Source organism: Saccharothrix sp. CB00851, assembly GCF_001905065.1.
Taxonomy (GTDB): Bacteria; Actinomycetota; Actinomycetes; order Mycobacteriales; family Pseudonocardiaceae; genus Actinosynnema.
On record NZ_LWLC01000045.1, the window covers coordinates 318,941 to 338,013 of the forward strand.

General features: G+C 72.9%; 15 protein-coding genes and 1 pseudogene. 7 read left to right on the forward strand and 9 right to left on the reverse strand.

Features of this window, described 5'->3' with window-relative positions; all coding sequences use genetic code 11:
- Positions 1-28: 28 nt before the first annotated feature.
- On the forward strand, positions 29-886 hold the full coding sequence (locus tag A6A25_RS35800) for a ribokinase (protein ID WP_073897852.1): 858 nt from the start codon (positions 29-31) through the stop codon (positions 884-886).
- A gap of 67 nt (positions 887-953) precedes the next feature.
- Entirely contained in the window at positions 954-2,585 is a 1,632-nt protein-coding gene (locus A6A25_RS35805) for a phosphoenolpyruvate--protein phosphotransferase (protein WP_073897854.1), read from the forward strand.
- A 136-nt stretch (positions 2,586-2,721) separates the two neighbouring features.
- On the opposite strand, the gene A6A25_RS35810 is transcribed toward A6A25_RS35805, so the two are convergent.
- Positions 2,722-3,591: a LysR family transcriptional regulator gene (locus A6A25_RS35810; RefSeq protein ID WP_073897981.1), complete on the reverse strand. Its 870-nt coding sequence runs from the start codon at positions 3,589-3,591 to the stop codon at positions 2,722-2,724.
- Between the two features lie 51 nt (positions 3,592-3,642).
- Between A6A25_RS35810 and A6A25_RS35815 the strand changes: the two genes are divergently transcribed.
- Positions 3,643-3,837, forward strand: coding sequence for a hypothetical protein (locus A6A25_RS35815; protein ID WP_073897856.1), 195 nt, complete (start codon positions 3,643-3,645; stop codon positions 3,835-3,837).
- 4 nt (positions 3,838-3,841) lie between these two features.
- Here the strand turns inward: A6A25_RS35815 and A6A25_RS35820 are convergent, their stop codons facing one another.
- The 7 genes and pseudogenes from A6A25_RS35820 to tnpB form a co-directional block, all read right to left on the reverse strand.
- Positions 3,842-5,020 carry a glycine C-acetyltransferase gene (locus tag A6A25_RS35820; protein ID WP_073897858.1) on the reverse strand — a complete coding sequence of 393 codons (1,179 nt, stop codon included), beginning with the start codon at positions 5,018-5,020 and terminating at the stop codon, positions 3,842-3,844.
- Positions 5,020-6,054 (reverse strand): L-threonine 3-dehydrogenase, encoded by a 1,035-nt coding sequence (gene tdh / locus A6A25_RS35825; protein ID WP_073897860.1) that lies wholly within the window; start codon positions 6,052-6,054, stop codon positions 5,020-5,022. The genes A6A25_RS35820 and tdh overlap by 1 nt, the downstream gene beginning before the upstream one ends.
- A 268-nt stretch (positions 6,055-6,322) precedes the next feature.
- Positions 6,323-6,382: pseudogene (locus A6A25_RS47005) on the reverse strand (hypothetical protein); the annotation flags it as partial.
- A 65-nt stretch (positions 6,383-6,447) separates the two neighbouring features.
- Positions 6,448-7,023, reverse strand: coding sequence for a DUF1707 SHOCT-like domain-containing protein (locus A6A25_RS35840; RefSeq protein ID WP_073897862.1), 576 nt, complete (start codon positions 7,021-7,023; stop codon positions 6,448-6,450).
- Between the two features lie 3 nt (positions 7,024-7,026).
- Positions 7,027-7,677, reverse strand: a complete 651-nt coding sequence (locus tag A6A25_RS35845; RefSeq protein ID WP_073897864.1) for a response regulator — start codon at positions 7,675-7,677, stop codon at positions 7,027-7,029.
- Positions 7,674-8,780, reverse strand: coding sequence for a MacS family sensor histidine kinase (macS, locus tag A6A25_RS35850; RefSeq protein WP_073897866.1), 1,107 nt, complete (start codon positions 8,778-8,780; stop codon positions 7,674-7,676). Before macS ends, A6A25_RS35845 begins: the two co-directional genes overlap by 4 nt.
- Before the next feature lie 127 nt (positions 8,781-8,907).
- Positions 8,908-10,080 carry an IS607 family element RNA-guided endonuclease TnpB gene (tnpB, locus tag A6A25_RS35855; protein ID WP_241829086.1) on the reverse strand — a complete coding sequence of 391 codons (1,173 nt, stop codon included), beginning with the start codon at positions 10,078-10,080 and terminating at the stop codon, positions 8,908-8,910.
- Here tnpB and A6A25_RS35860 point away from each other — a divergent pair.
- Positions 10,051-10,965, forward strand: a complete 915-nt coding sequence (locus A6A25_RS35860) for a GGDEF domain-containing protein (protein ID WP_241829087.1) — start codon at positions 10,051-10,053, stop codon at positions 10,963-10,965. The two genes, tnpB and A6A25_RS35860, sit on opposite strands and share 30 nt — an antisense overlap.
- A gap of 3 nt (positions 10,966-10,968) precedes the next feature.
- Here the strand turns inward: A6A25_RS35860 and A6A25_RS35865 are convergent, their stop codons facing one another.
- Positions 10,969-12,162, reverse strand: coding sequence for an AI-2E family transporter (locus tag A6A25_RS35865; RefSeq protein ID WP_083668938.1), 1,194 nt, complete (start codon positions 12,160-12,162; stop codon positions 10,969-10,971).
- Positions 12,163-12,293: 131 nt separating this feature from the next.
- On the opposite strand from A6A25_RS35865, the gene A6A25_RS35870 reads away from it, so the two are divergent.
- The 3 genes from A6A25_RS35870 to A6A25_RS35880 all read left to right on the forward strand — a co-directional run bounded on the left by A6A25_RS35870 (position 12,294) and on the right by A6A25_RS35880 (position 19,040).
- On the forward strand, positions 12,294-14,486 hold the full coding sequence (locus A6A25_RS35870; protein ID WP_073897872.1) for a hypothetical protein: 2,193 nt from the start codon (positions 12,294-12,296) through the stop codon (positions 14,484-14,486).
- Between the two features lie 168 nt (positions 14,487-14,654).
- The gene (locus A6A25_RS43580) at positions 14,655-15,467 is read left to right on the forward strand and encodes a hypothetical protein (protein ID WP_143193616.1); all 813 of its coding nucleotides are present in this window, start codon (positions 14,655-14,657) and stop codon (positions 15,465-15,467) included.
- 201 nt (positions 15,468-15,668) lie between these two features.
- Positions 15,669-19,040, forward strand: coding sequence for a chaplin family protein (locus A6A25_RS35880; RefSeq protein ID WP_073897876.1), 3,372 nt, complete (start codon positions 15,669-15,671; stop codon positions 19,038-19,040).
- The last annotated feature ends 33 nt before the right edge of the window (positions 19,041-19,073 follow it).

Consider the following 19,073-nt stretch of genomic DNA (forward strand, 5'->3'; position numbering starts at 1 on the left):
CACGCCCGGACCTGGCAGAGTTTCTGTCGTGACTGTTCTCGTGCTCGGTTCGGCCAACGCGGACCTCGTCGTCACGGTTCCTCGCCGCCCGGTCGGCGGTGAGACGGTGCTCGGCGGCGACACCGTCGTCCTGCCCGGCGGCAAGGGCGCCAACACCGCCGTCGCCGCTGCCCGGCTGGGTGCCGCGGTGGCGCTCGTCGGTGCCGTGGGCGCGGACCAGTACGGGGAGCTGCTGCGGGGGTCGCTGTCCTCGTCCGGTGTGCGCACCGACTTCGTCCGCACGTCGTCGCGGCCGACCGGCTTGGCGTACATCACCGTGACGCCGGACGGGGAGAACTCGATCGTCGTCGCACCCGGCGCGAACTCCGACGTGGGCGTGTCCGACGTGGAGGCGGTGAGGTGGGACGACGTCTCGGTGCTGGTGTGCTCGCTGGAGGTGCCCGTGCCGGCGGTGGCGCACGCGGTGCGGGAGGCGGCGTCGCGCGGCGTCCGGCCGGTGCTGAACCTGTCGCCGGTGGTCGAGGTGCCGGCGCAGACGCTGGCCCTGTTGGACCCGTTGATCGTGAACGAGCACGAGGCGGCGTCGCTGGCGCCGTCGTTCGAGGGGCTGCTGGGGTTGGGGCCGAAATCCGCTGTGGTCACGCTGGGTGCGCGCGGCGCGGCTGTCGTCACGACGTCCGGTGTGGTGGAGGTGCGTGCTCCTGAAGTGTCCGTTGTGGACACCACCGGTGCCGGTGACGCGTTCGCGGGTGCGTTGGCGGTCGGCCTGTCGTCCGGCCGGTCGCTGGAGGAGTCCGCCCGGTTCGCCGCCCGCGTGGCCGCCCTGTCGGTGACTTCGGCGGGCGCGCAACCGTCGTACCCGACGTTGGACCAGGCCGTTGGGTAGCGCGATGGGGCTCGGTGGCGTTGGCTTGTCCTTCACGTCCCGTCGAGCTGAGGGTATGGTCTAGACCATGTCGAGTGCGCGGCTGAGTGGTGTCGGGGTGAGTTCCGGGCGGGCGTCCGGGCCGGTGGTCCGGGTCGCCGAGCCGCTGGGGGAACCGCCGGCGGGGCCCGCGCCGACCGATCCGGTGGCCGAGGCCGCGCGGATCAGGCCCGCGGCGGACATCGTCGTGGCCGGTCTGCAGGCACGGGCCGCCGCGGCGAGCGGTGACGCGAAGGACGTGTTGGAGACGACGGCGGCGATGGCGGCCGACCCCGCGTTGCTGTCCCAGGCCGAGAAGCTGGTCACCGGGGACTCCCTGCCCGCCGCACGGGCCGTGCACCAGGCCGCCGCCGGGTTCATCACCGCCCTCGAAGCGGCGGGCGGGTACATGGCCGAACGCGCCCGCGACGTCCGCGACGTGCGGGACCGGTTGGTCGCCGAGCTGCTCGGCGTGGCCGCGCCCGGCGTGCCGCCGCTGCCCGAGCCGTCCGTGCTGGTGGCCCGCGACCTCGCGCCCGCCGACACCGCCGGGCTGGACCCGGCCAAGGTGTTGGCCCTGGTCACCGAGGAGGGCGGCCCCACCTCGCACACCGCGATCCTGGCCCGCTCGCTCGGCATCCCGGCCGTGGTCGCCTGCCGCGGCATCCTGGACCTCGACGTGCCCGCCCTGCTCGTGGACGGTGACACCGGCGTGGTGCAGGCCTCCGACGGCACGGTCCGCGCCGCGCACGTCGCCGGACGGGCGGAGTGGAACGGGGTCGGCGTGCTGCGCGACGGGTACCGGGTGAAGGTGCTCGGCAACGTCGGCTCGCCCGCGGACGCGGTCGCCGCGGCGGCCGGTGGTGCCGAGGGCGTCGGCTTGTTCCGGACCGAGTTCTGCTTCCTGTCCGCCGCCGTCGAACCGTCGGTGGACGAGCAGCGCCAGGCGTACGCGGCGGTGCTCGCGCCGTTCGCGGGCAAGCCCGTGGTGGTCCGCACGCTGGACGCGGGCGCGGACAAGCCGCTGCCGTTCCTCGCACCGGACCCGGAGCCGAACCCGGCGCTGGGCGTGCGCGGCCTGCGGGTCGCCTTCGACCGTCCCGACGTGCTGGAACGCCAACTCGAAGCGATCGCCCTGGCCGCCGCCGACACCGACGCCGAGGTGTCGGTGATGGCGCCGATGGTTGCCACCGCCGCCGAGGCCGCGTGGTTCGTGGAACGGGCCCGTGCGGCTGGTATCCGGCGCGCGGGCGTGATGATCGAGGTCCCGGCGGCGGCCCTGGTCGCCCAGGAGATCCTGGCGGTGGTCGACTTCGTCTCGATCGGCACCAACGACCTGGCGCAGTACGTGTTCGCGGCGGACCGGCAGGTCGGCGCCGTGGCCGCGCTCAACGACCCGTGGCAGCCCGCCCTGCTCCGGCTGGTCAAGCTGGTCGGCGACGCGGGCACGGTTCTGGGCAAGCCGGTGGGCGTGTGCGGTGAGGCCGCCGCCGACCCGCTGCTGGCGTGCGTGCTGACCGGGTTGGGCGTGACGAGCCTGTCGATGAACCACACGGCGCTGGCGGGCGTCGGCGCGAAACTCGCCTCCACCAGCTTCGACCTGTGCCAGCTGGCGGCCGGCGGCGCGGTGGCCGCAGCGGACCCGGCCTCAGCGAAGCTTGCCGCCCGCGCACTGTGTTGAATTGCCCCTGCTCCGCAGATGGCAGGCTCGGTCGCCGGGAAGTCGAGCGTTCGCGCCTGATTTTCCGGCGATCGAAAAGCGTGATCGCCGGAAAATGAGTCGCGAACGCTCGACGCGACCTCGCGTGGTGGTGGGTCTAGGCGACGGCGTCCAGCAGGGCATCGCGCACGAGCTTGATCAACGGGTGCTCCTCGCTGCCCCGCCGCACCGCCGCCACCACGCGCCGCAACGGGGCCGTGCCGCGGACCGGCACACCGCGCACGGCGTTGCGGGGCACCAGGGCCACGCCCGCGCCCGCGTGCACCAACGCACCGACCGCCCGGAAGTCGTCGGACGTGTGCGTGATCCGCGGCGCGAAGCCGGCGTGCTCGCAGGCCAGCTGCACGACGTCGCGCACCGGGTTCCCGGGCAGCGGCACGACCCAGTCGTCGTCCGCGAGGTCGGCCAGGTCGACGTCCGCCCGACCGGCCAGCGGGTGCTCCGCCGGCAGCACCACGTCGAACGGCTCGGTGTAGAGCGGGAACCGGGTCAGCCGCCGGTCGTCGGTGCGCAGCCGGTACTCCTCGGTGATCGCCAGGTCGATCTCACCGTCGAGCAGCAACGGCACGCTGGCGTGCCCCTCCACGTCGCGCACCCGCAGCGTCACGTCCGGCGCGGACACCCGCAGCGCGGCCAGCGCGGGCGCGACGACCTGCGTGATCGCCGATGCGAAGCTGCCGACCTCCACCCGCCCGGTGGCGCCGGAGGCGAACGCGGCCAGCGTCGCCTGCGCCCGTTCCAGCTCGGCGGCCACCGCGTTGGCGTGCCGGACCAGCAGCTCGCCGGCGGCGGTCAACGACACCCGCCGTCCCCGCCGCCGCAGCAGCGCGTGCCCCACCTCGGACTCCAGGGCGGCCAGCTGCTGCGACACCGCCGACGGCGTGAGGTGCAGTGCCTGCGCCGCCGCCGTCACGGTGCCGTGGTCGGCGAGCGCGCGCAGCACCCGCAGCCGTCGTGGGTCGATCACGGGCACAGTGCCACGACGTGCGTGTCCGGCGCGTGTGCGGTACCAAGAGCCATGCGTTCGCTCCGCACCACCGAAACGGTCATCGCCGGCGTCGGCCTGCTCGTGCTGGTCGTGTTCGGCTTCCTCGTGCCCAGCGTCCGGGCGGGCGAGCTGGAGATGAACGGCGTCGTCGTGACCCTCTCGATCCTGGTGTCCGCGATCCTGCTCCTGTTCGCCGGCATCTGGGGCACCAGCGGCAAGAAGTGACGGCTCACATCCGGTCACGGGCCGCGATGAACGCGTCCACGGCGCGGTTCACGTCGTCGGTCGAGTGCGCCGCCGACATCTGCGTCCGGATCCGCGCCTTGCCGTGCGGCACGACGGGGTACGAGAAGCCGATCACGTAGATGTCCTGCTCCAGCAGCAGGTCGGCCATCCGGGACGCCTCCGCCGCGTCACCGATCATCACCGGGATGATCGGGTGCTCGCCCGGCAGCAGGTCGAAGCCGGCCTCGGTCATCCGCGACCGGAACAGCGCGGTGTTCTCGCGCAGCCTGGTGAGCAGTTCGCCGGACGAGCTGAGCAGGTCGAGCGCGGCGAGCGCGGCGGCGGTGATCGACGGCGCCAGCGAGTTGGAGAACAGGTACGGCCGCGACCGCTGCCGCAGCATCTCCACGATCTCCGCCCGCCCCGAGGTGTAGCCGCCCGACGCGCCGCCCAGCGCCTTGCCCAACGTGCCGGTGACGATGTCCACCCGGTCCTGCACGCCGAACAGCTCGGGCGTGCCGCGGCCGTTCGGCCCGGTGAAGCCGACCGCGTGCGAGTCGTCCACCATGACCAGCGCGTCGTACCGCTCGGCCAGGTCGCAGATCTCGTCCAGCGGCGCGAGGTAGCCGTCCATGGAGAACACGCCGTCGGTCGCGATGAGCCGGTAGCGGGCGTCGGCGGCGTCCTTGAGCTGCCGCTCCAGGTCGTCCACGTCCCGGTTCCGGTAGCGGTACCGGCGTGCCTTCGACAGCCGCACGCCGTCGATGATCGACGCGTGGTTCAGCTCGTCGGAGATGATCGCGTCGTCCGCGCCGAGCAGCGTCTCGAACAGGCCGCCGTTGGCGTCGAAGCACGAGCTGTACAGGATCGTGTCGTCGGTGCCCAGGAACTCCGACAGCCGCCGTTCCAGCTCCTTGTGCGGTTCCTGCGTGCCGCAGATGAACCGCACCGAGGCCATCCCGAAGCCCCACCGGTCCAACGCCTCGTGCGCCGCCTCGACCAGCCGCGGGTGGTCGGCCAGGCCCAGGTAGTTGTTGGCGCAGAAGTTCAGCACCTCGGCGCCGGAGCCGACGCGGACGGCGGCGCTCTGCGGCGTGCCGATCACCCGTTCCGCCTTGTAGAGCCCGGCCGCGCGGATCTCGTCCAGGCCCGCCCTCAGGTCCTCGCGCATCGCGCCGTACATCAGTGAGCTCCCGTCCAGTCGAGGATGACCTTGCCGCACTTGCCCTCGCGCGCCGTCGCGAACGCCTCGTCGAACGCCGTGTAGTCGAACCGGTGCGTGATCACCGGCGTCAGGTCGAGGCCGCGTTGCAGCAGCACCGACATCGAGTACCAGGTCTCGAACATCTCCCGGCCGTAGATGCCCTTGATGTGCAGCATCTTGAGCACGACGCTGCTCCAGTCGACCGCGAACTCCTCGGCGGGCAGCCCCAGCATGGCCACCCGCCCGCCGTGGGCCATGTTGCCGATCATCTCCTGCAGCGCGACCGGCTTGCCGGACATCTCCATGCCGACGTCGAAGCCCTCGGACATGCCCAACTCGGCCTGCGCCTCGGCGATCGTGCGCTCGGCGACGTTCAGCGCGAGGTCCACGCCGACCTTGCGGGCCAGTTCCAGCCGGTGCTCGCTGACGTCGGTGATGACGACGTTGCGCGCGCCCGCGTGCTTGGCCACGGCCGCCGCCATGATCCCGATCGGACCGGCGCCGGTGATCAGCACGTCCTCGCCGATGACCGGGAACGACAGCGCGGTGTGCACGGCGTTGCCGAAGGGGTCGAAGATCGCCGCCACGTCCAGGTCCACGGGTGCCCGGTGCACCCAGGCGTTCTGCTCGGGCAGCACCACGTACTGCGCGAACGCGCCGTCGCTGTGCACGCCGAGGCCGCGCGTGTTGGCGCACAGGTGCCGCCGACCCGCCTTGCAGTTGCGGCACGTGCCGCAGACCAGGTGGCCCTCGCCGCTGACCAGGTCGCCGACCTTCACGCCGGTCACCGACGGTCCGGCCTCCACCACCTCGCCGACGAACTCGTGGCCGAGCACGAGCGGCGCGGCGATGTTGTGCGCGGCCCACTCGTCCCACGAGTCGATGTGCAGGTCCGTGCCGCAGATGCCGGTCCGCAGCACGCGGACCACGACGTCACCGGGACCGGGGGTGGGGTCCGGGACGTCGGTCAACGACAGCCCCGGCCCGGCGGTCGCCTTGACCAGTGCCTTCATGCGGGCGAGTGTGCTCCTGGCCCGTTGTGCAGTCCATCAGGACTTTCTGAATTCACTCGTTAGTTCAGCTTCATTGGCGATGTTGCGGGCCATGCCGCCGAACACCACGCCGTGGAACGGCCACACCAGCCACCAGTACACGTGCCGGCCAGCCCGCGCGGCACGAACACCGCCCGCTGCCGGTACACCGACCCGCCGTCCACCGCCGCGACCCGCAGCTCCAACCAGGGTCGCGGACCAGGCACCTGACCCGGTGGCCCGCGGCGAGCAGCCGGGGCACGAGCCGTCCGCCGAGGTAGCCGGTCGCGCCGGTGACGAGGCAGTGCACGCCACGATCCTCGTCGGCCGGCGGTCGCCCCGCACGACGGCGTCAGGCGGCGGTCCTGGCGCCCGTCACGCGTTCCGCCGCCAGCGGCTCTTTTTCTTCTTCTTGATCTCCAAGGTCCCCGCGCGCACCTTGCCGTGCACGATGAAGTGCGGTTGGCCGTTCGCGCCCGAGCCCACCTTGTCGTACAGCTCGCTCGCCGCCAGCTCGACGCCCTCGGCGTTGACCGTCGCGCCCTCCGGCAGCACCAGCGTCACCGACCCGGCGGTCACGTTCAGCTCGATGTCCACCACCGCGTGCGGGATGGACGCGTCGCGGAAGTCCAGGTCCGTCGTGCCCATCCGGTTGCGCACGAGGAGCTGCCGCGGCACGGTCCAGCTGCCCTTGCGGTTGACCGTCGACATGGTGGACTTGAGCTCCTGCCGGTCCTGGGGCACGGCGAGCACCTGCTCGTTGTGCACCATGCCCGGCAGGTCGAGCAGCACCGCGTTCAACTCGCCGCGGGTGCGGGCGGCGAGCGCGACGTCGGTGCGCTCGGTGAACTCGTCCAGCGTGATCAGGCCGCGGCCGATCGCCTTCTGCAACAGGCCGACGACGTGCTCGCGCTCGGCGTCGGACACCCGGAAGTCCTTGGGGTCGGTCATGGCTCAGCCCTCCGGTTCGACGTCGAGCCCGTGCTCGATCGCGTACCGCGCCAGCTCGACGCGGTTGTGCAGTTGCAGCTTGCGCAGGGTGGACTGCACGTGGTTCTCGACGGTGCGGTGCGAGATGACCAGCCGGTTCGCGATCTGCCGCGCCGTCAGCCCCTTCGCCACCAGCCGCAGCACCTCCGTCTCCCGCTCGGTGAGCTGCGGCTTGTCGTCGTCCGGCGTCGCGGCCATCCGCCGGTACTCGCCGAGCACCAGCCCCGCCAGCCCCGCGGTGAACACCGCGTCACCGGCCGCGGTCCGGTTCACCGCCTCCACCAGCTCCTCGGCCGACGCCGACTTCACCAGGTAACCGGACGCGCCCGCCTTCACCGCCTCCAGCACGTCGCTGTGCTCGCCGCTCGCGGACAGCACCAGCACCCGGGTGCCCTCCAGCGACCCGGTGATCATCGTGGTGGCCTCGACACCCGTCGTCTCGCCGAGGTTGAGGTCCATCAGCACCACGTCCGGCCGCACCGCGCGGGCGATCCGCACCGCCGAGGCGGCGTCACCGGCGGTCGCGACCACCTCGAAACCGCGCTCGGACAGGTCACGCGCGACACCGTCGCGCCACAGCGGGTGGTCGTCCACCACCATCACGGACACGCTCATCTGTAGACCCGCACCTCCCACTCGGTGCCCTCCCCCGGCCCCGTCTGCAGCTCAAGGGTCCCACGCAGCGCCTCCACCCGGCCCCGGATGGACTGGGCGACGCCCATCCGCCCTTCCGCCTCGGCGGTCGCGAGCCTGCCCTCGGGGATGCCGGGGCCGTCGTCGCGGACGCTGATCACGACCTCGTCGCCGAGGTCTTCCAACAGCACCCACGCCCGCGCGTCCGGGCCCGCGTGCTTGTCCACGTTGGACAGCGCCTCGCGCACCACGGCGGTCAGCTCGAACGCCGTCGCGGCGGGCAGCATCACCTGCGTGGCCGGCGTGGACACCTGGAACCGGGACGTGGCCAGCAGTTGCAGCGCCGGCCGCAGGTCCGCGTCGCCGTCCACGGTGGACTCGGTCGGCGCGGCGGCCACCAAGGACCGCAACGCGACTTCCTGCTCACCGGCCAGCTCGGCCAGTTCCGCCGCCTCGCCGCCGAGTTCCGTGCCGCGCTTGCGCACCCGGGCCAGCACCTGGAGCACACCGTCGTGGATGGACCGCGCCAGCCGCTCGCGCTCGGCCGTGGCCGCCTCGGTCCGCAACGCCTGCGCCAGCCGCACCACCGAGCGGCGCGCCGTGGACGACGCCATGCCGACCACGAGACCGGCGCCCGCCAGCAACACCACGTCGCGCACCAGGTCGACGGTGAGGCCGCCGCGGTTGAGGTAGGTGCTCAACCCGACCACGAACCCGGACACCGCGCCGGCCACCTGCCCGCCCAGCGCACCGGCCGCCACCGGCGGGCACGCCGCCCAGATGGTGGTGATCAGGGGGACGTTGAACAGGAACTGAGCATCCGTCATGATCAGCGGCGAGAGGGACATCAGCCCGCACGTGATCGCCACGTCGGCCACCACGACCCACGTCCGGCGACCGCTCTCCCGGCTGTAGGCCTGGATGGTGATCACCGACCACAGGGCCATCGCCCCGACCGCCGCCCACGCCAGCCACGGTCGCTCGTAGTCGTCGCGCTCGACGATCACGTTGCCGAAGGCGAACAGGAACGTCACTACGCGTAGCGCTGCTGTTCCCCGCCAGAGGTGCGCGACCGGGTCTTCCATGGCCGCTGTCCCCTGGTCGGCCGGCTGTGTGTGCACGCTGCGCTCCTTTCGGCCCCAATCTTGCCGTGTCGGAGTGGCCCGGCTAACCGTTACTTGAAATGCGAGCACAGACCGTCGAGTGCTCAGTTCAGGCAGCCGTCGCCTTGCGGCGGCGGCGTTGGCCCGCACCGGGTGGTGTGGGTCTTCCCGTGGCGGTACCCGTTGCCCGCGCGACACGGGTCTGACGTGGGTTTCCATCGGGCTCGTTTACCGTCGCCCCGCGACTCGGGGAGGACCCGCCGTCCACGATCTCGACCACGAGCGCGGCGAGGTTGCGGGCGGCGTTGAGGTCGCGATCGAGCACCAGTGGGCACTCGCCGCAGCGAAAGGTCCGTTCGGACAGGCGCAACTTGGTCCTCGTCGCGCCACAGGCCGAACAGGTCTTGGAGGAGGGGTACCAGCGGTCGGCGACGTGCAGCCGTCCGCCTCGCCAGGTGGTCTTGTAGTGGAGTTGACGGCGGAACTCACCCATGCCGACGCCGGCGACGTGCCGGGCCAGTCGCCGGTTGCCCAGCATCCCCGCGACGTTGAGGTCCTCGATCACGATCGTGCCGTGGGTCGCGGTGAGGTGGGTGGTGAGCTTGTGCAGACCATCACGCCGGGCGTTGGCTACGGCGCGGTGCAACCTCACGATCCGGTCATGTGTGCGCGACCAGCGTCGTGAGGGTTTTTGTAGGAGGCGTTGATCGGGGCCGGTGCGGCGGGAGGCTTGGCGTTGTAGGCGGCGCAGCCGTCCCAAGGCTGTTTCGAAGTGTTTCGGGTTGGCGATGACTTCACCGGTGGACAGGACCGCGAGCGACTTGACGCCGAGGTCGACGCCCACCACCGAGACCGGCCGAATCGGTGCCGGATCGGCACGGTGGACCTCGACCGAGAACGAGCAGAACCAGCGACCACCTTGACACGAGATGGTTGCCGAGCGGATGCGAGCGGTACCGGCCTCGACCCTGCGGGCCAGCTTCCGCGTCGATTCGTGGGTGCGGACCGTGCCGATGCGGGGGAGCCGCACATGCCGCCGGTCGCCGTCGACCAGACCGAGCGCGCCGGTGGTGAACCGGCACGACATCGCCCGACGCTTGCCCTTGAACCTCGGGGATCGCACCTTTGGGCCGCTCCGAGTGCCGCTGACGGATGCCTTCCAGTTGCCCAGTGCGGCTGCCAGGTTCGCCAATCCGGACGCGTAAGCTTCCTTGGAATTCTCCGGCCACCACGGCGCGACTGCGTCCTTGGCGTGGTGCTGCTCTTCGGGCCCGCGCTGCACGGCGTGCTGACCCAGCGCCCCGAGTCGCACCGCTGGGTGTTCACCCTGTCCGCGACCACACTGGCCGTGTTCGCCACCCGTTACGCCATCGGCTGGGCCGAGCCGAGGACCGACCTGGTGGTCATGGTGCTCGGCGCGACCGTGCTGCTGCTGCTCCGGGCGGGCCTGATCGCGCTCGGCCTGAAGCTGCGCAGCCCGCACGCGCCCGGCGAGGAGGTCGTCGGCGAGCCCATCGACGTGGTGCTGGGCATCGTGGCGGTGAGCATCGGTGGCCTGATGGGCTTCGCCGCCATCACCACCCCGGTGCACGCGCTGATGGCCGGACCGCCGCTGGCCCTGCTGGAACGGGCCGCCCAGTTGCCGCAGTGGCGGCGTTCCGCCCAACGCGACGCGAAGACCGGCCTCGCCAACGCCGTGCACTGGGACAGCCGCGCCCGCTACGAGCTGTCGAAGGCACGGGTGCGCGACCGGCCGATGGCCGTGATGCTGCTCGACCTCGACCACTTCAAGCGGGTCAACGACGAGGTCGGCCACCTGGCGGGCGACTCGGCGCTCAGCGCGGTGGCCCTGCTGCTGACCGGCACGGTCCGGCGCGGCGACCTGGTCGGCCGCTTCGGCGGCGAGGAGTTCGTGGTGCTGCTGCCGGACGCCGAACCGGCCGTCGCCCGTGCCGTGGCCCAACGCGTGCGGCACGCCGTCGCCGACCTGGCCGTGCCCACCGTCGGCACGGACGGCCGGGAGCACCTGCTCACCGGGCTGACCGTGAGCATCGGCGTGGCGACCACCCAGAGGTTCGGCTACGAGCTGCCGGACCTGCTGGTGGCCGCCGACTCCGCCCTGCTCGCGGCCAAGGGCTACGGCCGCAACCTGGTCGAGATGGCCTGACCCCTACCGCCTGCCGCTGTGCTCGGCCGTCGGACCCTCGCCGTCGTCGATGTCCTCGATACGTTCCCCACCTGTGTCCACCGGTCCGCTCTCCTGCGGCTCCAGCACGTCGACCTCGCGCGGCGACACGTCCTTGTCCGACTCCGACAGCAACGACCTGATCCCCGAGTTCAGCACCGCCAACAGCGGCACGGACAGCAGCGCGCCCGCGATGCCGCCGACCACCAACCCGGTCGTGATCGCCAGCACCACGGCCAACGGGTGCAGCTTCACCGCGCGCCCCAGCAGCAGCGGCTGCAGCACGTGGCTCTCCAGCTGCATCACGCCGATCAGCACGGCCAGGATGATCAACGCCTGGATCGGCCCGTTGGCCACCAGCGCCACCAGCACCGCCACCGCACCCGTGATCACCGCGCCGACGATCGGGATGAACGCGCCGAGGAACACCAGCGCCGACAGCGGCACCACCAGCGGCACGTCCACGATCCACAGGCCGATGCCGACGCCGACCGCGTCCACCACGGCCACCAGCGCGGTCGCCCGCACGTACGACACGAGCGAGGCGAACCCGCGCCGACCCGCCACGTCGGCCCGGCCGCGTACGTCGCGCGGCACGACCCGGATCAGGAACCGCCAGATGCCGTCGCCGTCGTGCAGGAAGAAGATGAGCGTGAACAGGGCGAGGATCAGCCCGGTCAGCAGCTCGCCGACGGTGGCCGCTGTGGTGAGCGCGCCGGAGGTGATCTCGGACTGGTTCTCCTTGACCGTCTCGACCACGCGGTCGAGGTACTGCTGGAGCTGGAGGTCGCTCAGGTGCAGCGGTCCGTCCTTGAGCCAGCCGCGGATCGTGTCCAGGCTCGCGCTGACCTGCTCCTGCAGGTCGGGCAGGCCCTTGGAGAACTCGGTGATGACGAACGTGAGCACACCGCCGACCACCGCGATGCCCCCGACGAGCACCACCCCGGTGGCCAACCCGCGCGGGATCCCCGCCCTGGTCAGCTGCGACACCGCGGGCGACAGCAGCGCGGCCAGCAGCAGCGCCACACCGGTCGGGATGACGATCGTGGCCAGGAACCCGACCACGTGGAACACCACGTAGAGCGCGGCCACCACGGCCACGAACCGCCAGCTCAGCGCCGCGGTCACGCGGAGCAGCCCCGGCACCCTGTCGCTGATCTTCGAATCACTCCCCGTCACGCCGATCACGGTAGCCCGCACCACCGCCGCGGGTGGGCCGGTCGGAACCGGCCGGGTGCATGTCGAACCCCACGTTTCGGATTCGGTCAAACGCCGGCGGAACCGGCGCGGCGGATGATCGGATCGCGGGCGTGAGCGCCGAGGAGACCGTCGAGGACGCCGTCCGCGCCGCCTTCACCGCCGGGCGGCAGCTGCGGTTCGACCCGAGGACGCCCAAGCGGGACCGCACGGTCCGCGGCGAACTGCTGTCGACCCTGCTGACCGAGGGCGCCCGCGGTGCCGCGCTGAGGCTGGTCGGCGCGAACGTCGTCGGCTCGTTCGCGCTGGAGGGCACGCAGGTCGAGCACGTGGTCGACTTTCTCGACTGCACCTTCGAACGGCCGCCGGACCTGCGCATGGCCCGCCTGGTCGGCCTGCGGATGCGCGGCTGCAAGGTGCCCGGCCTGTGGGGCCGCAACCTGCGCGTCGGCAGCGACCTGGTGCTGGAGGCCGGTTTCACCAGCGACGGCGTGGTCGACCTGACCGACGCCTCGGTCGACGGCACGTTCCGGCTGGCCGGCGCCGTGCTGCGGGGAGGCGGCGGCGACCACGCCCTGCTCGCCGCCCGGATCCGGCTGTCCGGCTCGCTGCAGGCCATCGCGCTGCGCGCGGGCGGCGAGGTGCGGCTGCGCGGCGCGAACGTCGGCGGCAACGTGCACCTCGGCGGCGCCCGCCTGCTCAACGCGGGCCAGAACGCCCTCGACGCCACCGGCGTCACCATCGCGGGCACCCTGTTCTGCGACGCCGAAGGCGGCCGGTTCACCGCCGAGGGCCGCATCCTGCTCGACGGCGCCCGGGTCGGCGGCAGCGTCGTGTTCTCCGGCGCCCGCCTGCACGCCAGCGTGGTCGACCGCCCGGTCCTGGTGATCCCGCGCGGCACCGCCGACGAGGCCGCCGCGCTGGTCGCCGACCGGATGCGGGTGGAGGGCAACGTCGAGCTGGACGACGGCTTCACGTCCTCCGGCACGGTCCGCCTGCCCAACGCCGACATCGGCGGCTACCTGCGGCTGTCCGGCGCGGTGATCGGCCGCCGCGAGGTGGTGGACGAGCTGGCCGACCACACCGGAGAGGTCGTCCAACGCATCCCGGTCGCCCTGCACGCGGACGGCATCCAGGTCCAGGGCGACCTCGAAGCGCGCGGCGTGGTCAACGGCGGCATCCACGGCGACGGCGAGCGCGACGCCGCGCTGAGGGCCTACGGCCAGGTGCGCCTGGTGGACGCGCACGTGCGGGGAAGCGCGTCGCTGTCCGGCGTCCGGTTGCACGGTCCCGGCATCGACGTGCTGTTCGCCGACCGGCTGCGGGTCGGCGGCACGCTGTTCCTCCGCGACCTGCGCGCCGAGGGCTCGCTGCGCCTGCAGAACGCCGAGATCGGCTCCACCCTCGACTGCTCCGGCGCGTCCCTGCTCTCGCCGCGCCGCCGCCCGGACGGCACGGTGAAGCCGTCGCTGGACGCCCGGGTGGCCACCGTCGGCAAGGACTTCCTGTGCAGCCACGGCTTCACCGCCGCGGGCGGCGTGCGGATGCGGCTGGCCGAGGTCGGCAAGATGGCCACGTTCGCGGGCGCCCGGCTGGGCGGTCCGGGCAGCGACATCGCGTTGAACGCCTACGGGCTCACGGTGAGCCAGCTCGTGCTGCGGCTGTGGGAGGACCGGATCCCGGTCGGCCGGGTCGTGCTGACCCGGGTCGCCGCGACGACCGTGCTGGACGGGCCGGGGCTGTGGGCCGCCACCGGCGGTGTCGACGTCGAGGACTTCACGTTCCGCTCGATCTCGTCCACGCCGCACGTCGACGTGCGCACCCGGCTGCGCTGGCTGCGGGAGGTGCAGCCGGACTTCGCGCCCGGCCCGTACGAGCAGCTGGCCGCCGTGTACCGCGACGGCGGCGAGGAGGAGCTGGCGCAGCTCGTGCAGCTGGAGAAGCAGCACCGGCGCTACTCCGAACTCGGCGTGGCGGGCCGGGTCTGGGGTTTCCTGCAGCGCTGGACGGTCGGCTACGGCTACCGGCCCTGGCTCGCGATCGCCTGGCTGGCCGCGTTCTGGCTGGCCGGCTCGGGGTGGTTCCTGGGCCACGAGATGCCGAAGCTCAACGAGGACGAGTCGCCGTCCTGGAACGCCTGGCTGCTGTCGATGGACCTGCTGATCCCGATCGTGGACCTCGGGCAGGACGGCAAGTGGAAGTTCAGCGGCGCCTCGCAGTGGATCTCCAGCACCCTCATCGCGGTCGGCTGGATCCTGGCGTCCACCGCCGCCGCCGGCGCGGCCAGGGTGCTCAAGCGGGTCTGACTACCCCGAGTCACGCTCGACAACACAGCGTGTTCGTCACACGATCCGGCGAACCAGGGGTGCGGGGAGTGCGCGGCGCGGGTCCGCCCTGGCAGTCTCTCGTCGTCGGCTTGATCACCCCGATCGCGGTGCCGGCGAATCCCAGTGCTTTCGGCGGAGGTTCCAGCGATGTCGCGCGTTGACCAGCGAGTGGGAACGGGGGCGAGCCGCGTTCGGCGGCTGCTCTCCCGCGCCCTGCTGGTCGTCGGCGGCACGCTGGCCGGCACCGCCGCGGCCTGGGCGCTGTCCGCCTCGCCGGCGGCCGCGGAGCCGACCCTGGTCGGCCCGGTCGCCGAAGTCGTGCCCGGCACCCTGTCACCCCGTGCGGCGGAGGGCGCGGTCGAGGCCGCGCTCGCCCCGGTCGGCGCGACCGCGGTCGGCCAGGCCGTGCAAGACCTCGACACGGCGCTGCGCACCCAGCGGGTGCCCGAGTCGAGCCCGCCCCGCCTGCGCCGGGTCGCGGAGGACATCCGCGACACCGTCGGGGGCGTGAGCGGCTGGTTCCAGCACCGCGCGTCCGCACCGGCGCCCGTCGACGTGGTCGTCGGCGGGTCCGTGACGCAGCGCGCCACCGAGACCACCCCGGCCGCCACCGCCGTGCCGGTCACCGCCGGCACCCCGGTGGTGCACGGGGTGTTCGGCAAGCTCAGCCGCGCGTGGCTGGACGAACCGCGGCAGCCGGTCACCGCGCTGCCCGACACCAACGGGCCCTCCCTGCCGGGAGACCCGTCCGGACTGCCGTCGATGCCGTTCGCGCCGCTCGGCGCGCCGGCCCACTGCTCCTGCGGTGGCGACGGTTCCGGTTCCTCCGGCGGCGGCAACGGCCCGTTCTCGGTCGTGTCCGCCGACCGCATCGACTCCGCGGTGGCCCGGGCTCTGTTCCCCGACACCGAGCGGAACACCGTGGCGCCGGGCAAGCAGCCCGGCACCACGCCCGACTGACCCCAGCGCGCGGTCCGCGGCGGCTCATCGTCGAGCCGACCCGGTAATCGACCGCGGCGCTGCCTCGCGTGCGCTCGCGAACCGGTCGAAACGCCGCGCTTCCCACCCCTCTGATGACCCGGGTGGTCGTCGTCTCCGACGCGGTAGCCGCGTCCGACCACCCCTCACCTCCCGCCAGGGAAACCGGAAGAAGGAGAACCCATGCAAACCTGGGCCAAGCGCGGTCTGAAGACCGCACTTGTCACGGGTGGTTTGCTGATGCTCGGCACGGGCATCGCTTCAGCCCAGGAGAACGTCAACCCCGACGCGAAGCCGAACCCGCTCGACGCGAAGGTGCGCGTCCCGGTCGACGTCGACCACAACAACCTGGGCACCCCGGTCGGCAACCACGACCTGCCGGCCATCCACCACGAGATCAGCACGCCGTCCGCGGCGGACCGGCCGATCCGCGAGCTCGCCGGCCCCGCCAACCCGCTGGTCCGCTCCGCGCAGGAGCGGCTGACCGGCGTCGACACCTCGGGCCTGACCCGCGGCAACACCGCCGACGCCGATGTCGTCGTGCCGGTCAACGCCTGCGGCAACGCGATCGCGGCGGGTGGCGACGCCTACAGCGAAGCCGTCTGCGTCCAGTCCGCGAGCAGCACGGGCGAGATCAGGAGGGACGGCTCGTACGGCACCCTGGCGGGCAACGTGGCGCACGGCGCCGCCGCCGTCTCGCCCCAGGTCAACGGCAACGCGGTCGCCGTCCTGGCCAACGCCGAGTCCCGCGCAACCTCCTACCAGCGCGCGGTCGCAGGCGACAACGTCAAGACCTCGGGCCAGGACGGCTCGCTGTCGGGCAACATCGCCGCCGTCCAGGGCGCGCTGCCCGCCCCGGTGACCAACAACGCGGTCGCCGCGGGCGGCAACGCCTACAGCGAGGCCACGTCGTCCAACGACGCGCGGGCCGCCGGCTCCCTGAGCACCACCGGTGACCGCAGCACCGGCGGTGGCAACGTCCTGGGCGCGCCGATCGCACCGGTCGTCGCGGTCACCGGCAACGGCGTCGGCGCCGCGGGCAACGCGGAGACCGTCACCGAGAACCGGGCGTCCTCCGACGCGGGCACCACCCACCGCGACCGGACCGACCTCCCGATGTGGTCGGCCACCTCCGGCAACGGCGGCACCCTCGCGGGCAACGTGGCCCAGCCCGCGTTCGCGGGCCCCGTCGCCGCGGGCGACAACACGCTGGCGGGCGCGGGCAACGCGCGGGTCACCAACGCGATGGCCCACGACGCCGAGGCGGGCGGCCACAGCTACACCGCGGGCCAGGACTCGGTGCTGTCCGGCAACTTCGCCGACACCCCGGTCGCCCTGCCGGTCTCCGGCGCGGGCAACGCGCTGTCCGGCGTGGGCAACACCTCGGCCCGGCACGCCAACGAAGCCACCGCGGTCACCGGCGGCGACACCTACACCAACGGTGACCGCTCCGTGCTGTCGGCGAACTCGGCGAACCTGCCGCCTGCCGGCGCGGCCGACCTGTGCGGCAACGGCCTGACCGGCGGCGGTATCGCCGAGGCCGAGTGCGGCAACGACGTCAGCTCGGAGTCCGGCGGCTACAACGGCACGACCGGCAACGACGCGGTCGGCTCCGGCAACGTCGGCCAGGTGCCGGTCGGCCTGCCCGCCGAGGCGTTCGGCAACGGCGTCGGCGCGGCGGGCACGCCCACCGCCCGGGCCGACGAGGACAAGTACGTGCGCTCCGGCCGGGTGGCGACCAGCGTGGACGACAACGGCACCGTTTCCAGCAACGTCGTGTCCGCCCCGACCGCCCTGGGCGGCCAGGTGTTCGGCAACTCGGGCGGCGCGGTCGCCAACCCGACGTCGAAGACCGACAGCAACACCCGGATCGACCTCGCCAACCCGCCCAAGGCCAACGGCAAGCACGGTTCCGCCTCCGGCAACATCGTGCACGTGCCGACGTCCAACCCGGCCCAGGTCTTCGGCGACTCCGTCGTCGCGGTCGGCAACGGCTCGTCCGAGACCGACAGCAGGCTCGACTCCCGCTCCGGCGGCGCCGCCACCACCACCGGTGACGAGGGCTCGCTGTCGGGCAACGTGCTGTCGCTGCCCCAGGCGTCGTCACCGCAGGTGTTCGGCAGCGCGGTCGGCGCGGGCAGCAACGTCGAGTCGGAGAGCCGCAACGAGTTCGGCTCGCACTCGGGCGGCGACGTGCAGACCTCCGGTGACGACGGTTCGTTCTCGGGCAACGGCGTCGGCGCCCAGCCGTCGATCCCGCTGCAACTGTTCGGCGACGCCGTGACCGCGGCGGGCAACGGCTACTCCCAGACCGACAACACGACCGGCCTGATCGCCGGCGGCGAGCACTTGACCTCCGCCGAGGACAGCGCGTGGTCGGGCAACCTGGTCACCGCGCCCGCCGGTGTCACGCCGTCGGTGGCCGGTGACGCGGTGACCGTGGCCGGTCTCGCGGACGCCGCGACCGGCAGCCGGTCGACCAGCCAGTCCGGTGGCGTGACCACCACCGACGGCAGCGGCGCGGTCAGCGCGCACGACGTCGAACTGCCGACCGAGGCGTTCGCCCGCCTGTTCGGCGTCCCGATCGACGTGGTCGGCACCGCCACCGCGAACGCGCAGGACCGCAACGACGTCCGCACCGGTGACGACCGGGGCGACGACACCAAGGTCACCGAGGCGAACCGGGGCATCCAGCTGCCGGCCGGTGTCGACAGCCTGCTGCGGGCCACCGAGCTGCCGAGCCTGGGCCTGCTGAGCCGGTTGTCGCAGTACACCGTCCCGCTGGGCACGCCGGGGATCGACGACCTGCGCGGCCTGCCGATCCAGGGCCTCACCCAGCTCCCGATGCCGGGTGGCGCGCTGCTGTCCAGGGCGGTCCCGAAGCCGGAGGCGCCGAAGCTGCCGAAGCCGGACATGATCGTCGGCGCGCTGCCGACGGTGGTGAACGGTCCCGTCTGGGCGCTGTCGCAGGCCAAGCCGCCGAGGGTCGTCGGCGCGCTGTCGCAGGCCGAGCTGCCGACCAGGCAGCTGCCCGCGCTGGGAGGCGTGTCCGACCTGACCGACCAGCTGCCGAGGCTCGGTGACGTCGAGCAGGTCCGGCACGGGCTGCCGGCCGCCGGTGAAGGGGCGCGTGCCGCCCTCGGCACGCTGCCGCTCGGCGCGGTGCCGACCCGTTCGGTGCAGACCGACTCTGACGAGCGCTCGTTCGGCGGCACCCTGCCGGTGGTGGACGACCTGGTCACCACGCAGGGCATCCCCGTCGTGGACGACGTGCCGCTGCACGACCTGACCCAGGGCGGTCGCGCCGTGTCGTCGCTGCCCGTCGCGGCGCCGGCCGGCCTGCCGTTCGTGCTGCCGGTGCCCGGTGTGGCGCAGCCGCGCAGCGAGTCCCCGGCGCTGCCGCCGCTGTCGCTGAGCGGTCTGAACGTCAACCCGCTGCAGGGTGGCGTCGGCCCGACCCGGTTCACCGACACCCAGGCCCCGGCCCTGGCGGACATGGACGCGCGCAGCCTGTTCAACGCGCACGAGATCACCACCGTGCTGCCGCGCATCTGACCGACCCCGCTCCACCCCCGCGACCGGGCCCCC

What these genes read in the sequence shown, in the direction of transcription:
- A6A25_RS35805 (WP_073897854.1), top strand. Translation starts at nt 954, where the DNA reads ATGTCGAGTGCGCGGCTGAGTGGTGTCGGGGTGAGTTCCGGGCGGGCG.
- A6A25_RS35815 (WP_073897856.1), top strand. Translation starts at nt 3,643, where the DNA reads ATGCGTTCGCTCCGCACCACCGAAACGGTCATCGCCGGCGTCGGCCTG.
- A6A25_RS35820 (WP_073897858.1), bottom strand. Translation starts at nt 5,020, where the DNA reads ATGTACGGCGCGATGCGCGAGGACCTGAGGGCGGGCCTGGACGAGATC.
- tdh (WP_073897860.1), bottom strand. Translation starts at nt 6,054, where the DNA reads ATGAAGGCACTGGTCAAGGCGACCGCCGGGCCGGGGCTGTCGTTGACC.
- A6A25_RS35840 (WP_073897862.1), bottom strand. Translation starts at nt 7,023, where the DNA reads ATGACCGACCCCAAGGACTTCCGGGTGTCCGACGCCGAGCGCGAGCAC.
- A6A25_RS35845 (WP_073897864.1), bottom strand. Translation starts at nt 7,677, where the DNA reads ATGAGCGTGTCCGTGATGGTGGTGGACGACCACCCGCTGTGGCGCGAC.
- macS (WP_073897866.1), bottom strand. Translation starts at nt 8,780, where the DNA reads ATGGAAGACCCGGTCGCGCACCTCTGGCGGGGAACAGCAGCGCTACGC.
- A6A25_RS43580 (WP_143193616.1), top strand. Translation starts at nt 14,655, where the DNA reads ATGTCGCGCGTTGACCAGCGAGTGGGAACGGGGGCGAGCCGCGTTCGG.
- A6A25_RS35880 (WP_073897876.1), top strand. Translation starts at nt 15,669, where the DNA reads ATGCAAACCTGGGCCAAGCGCGGTCTGAAGACCGCACTTGTCACGGGT.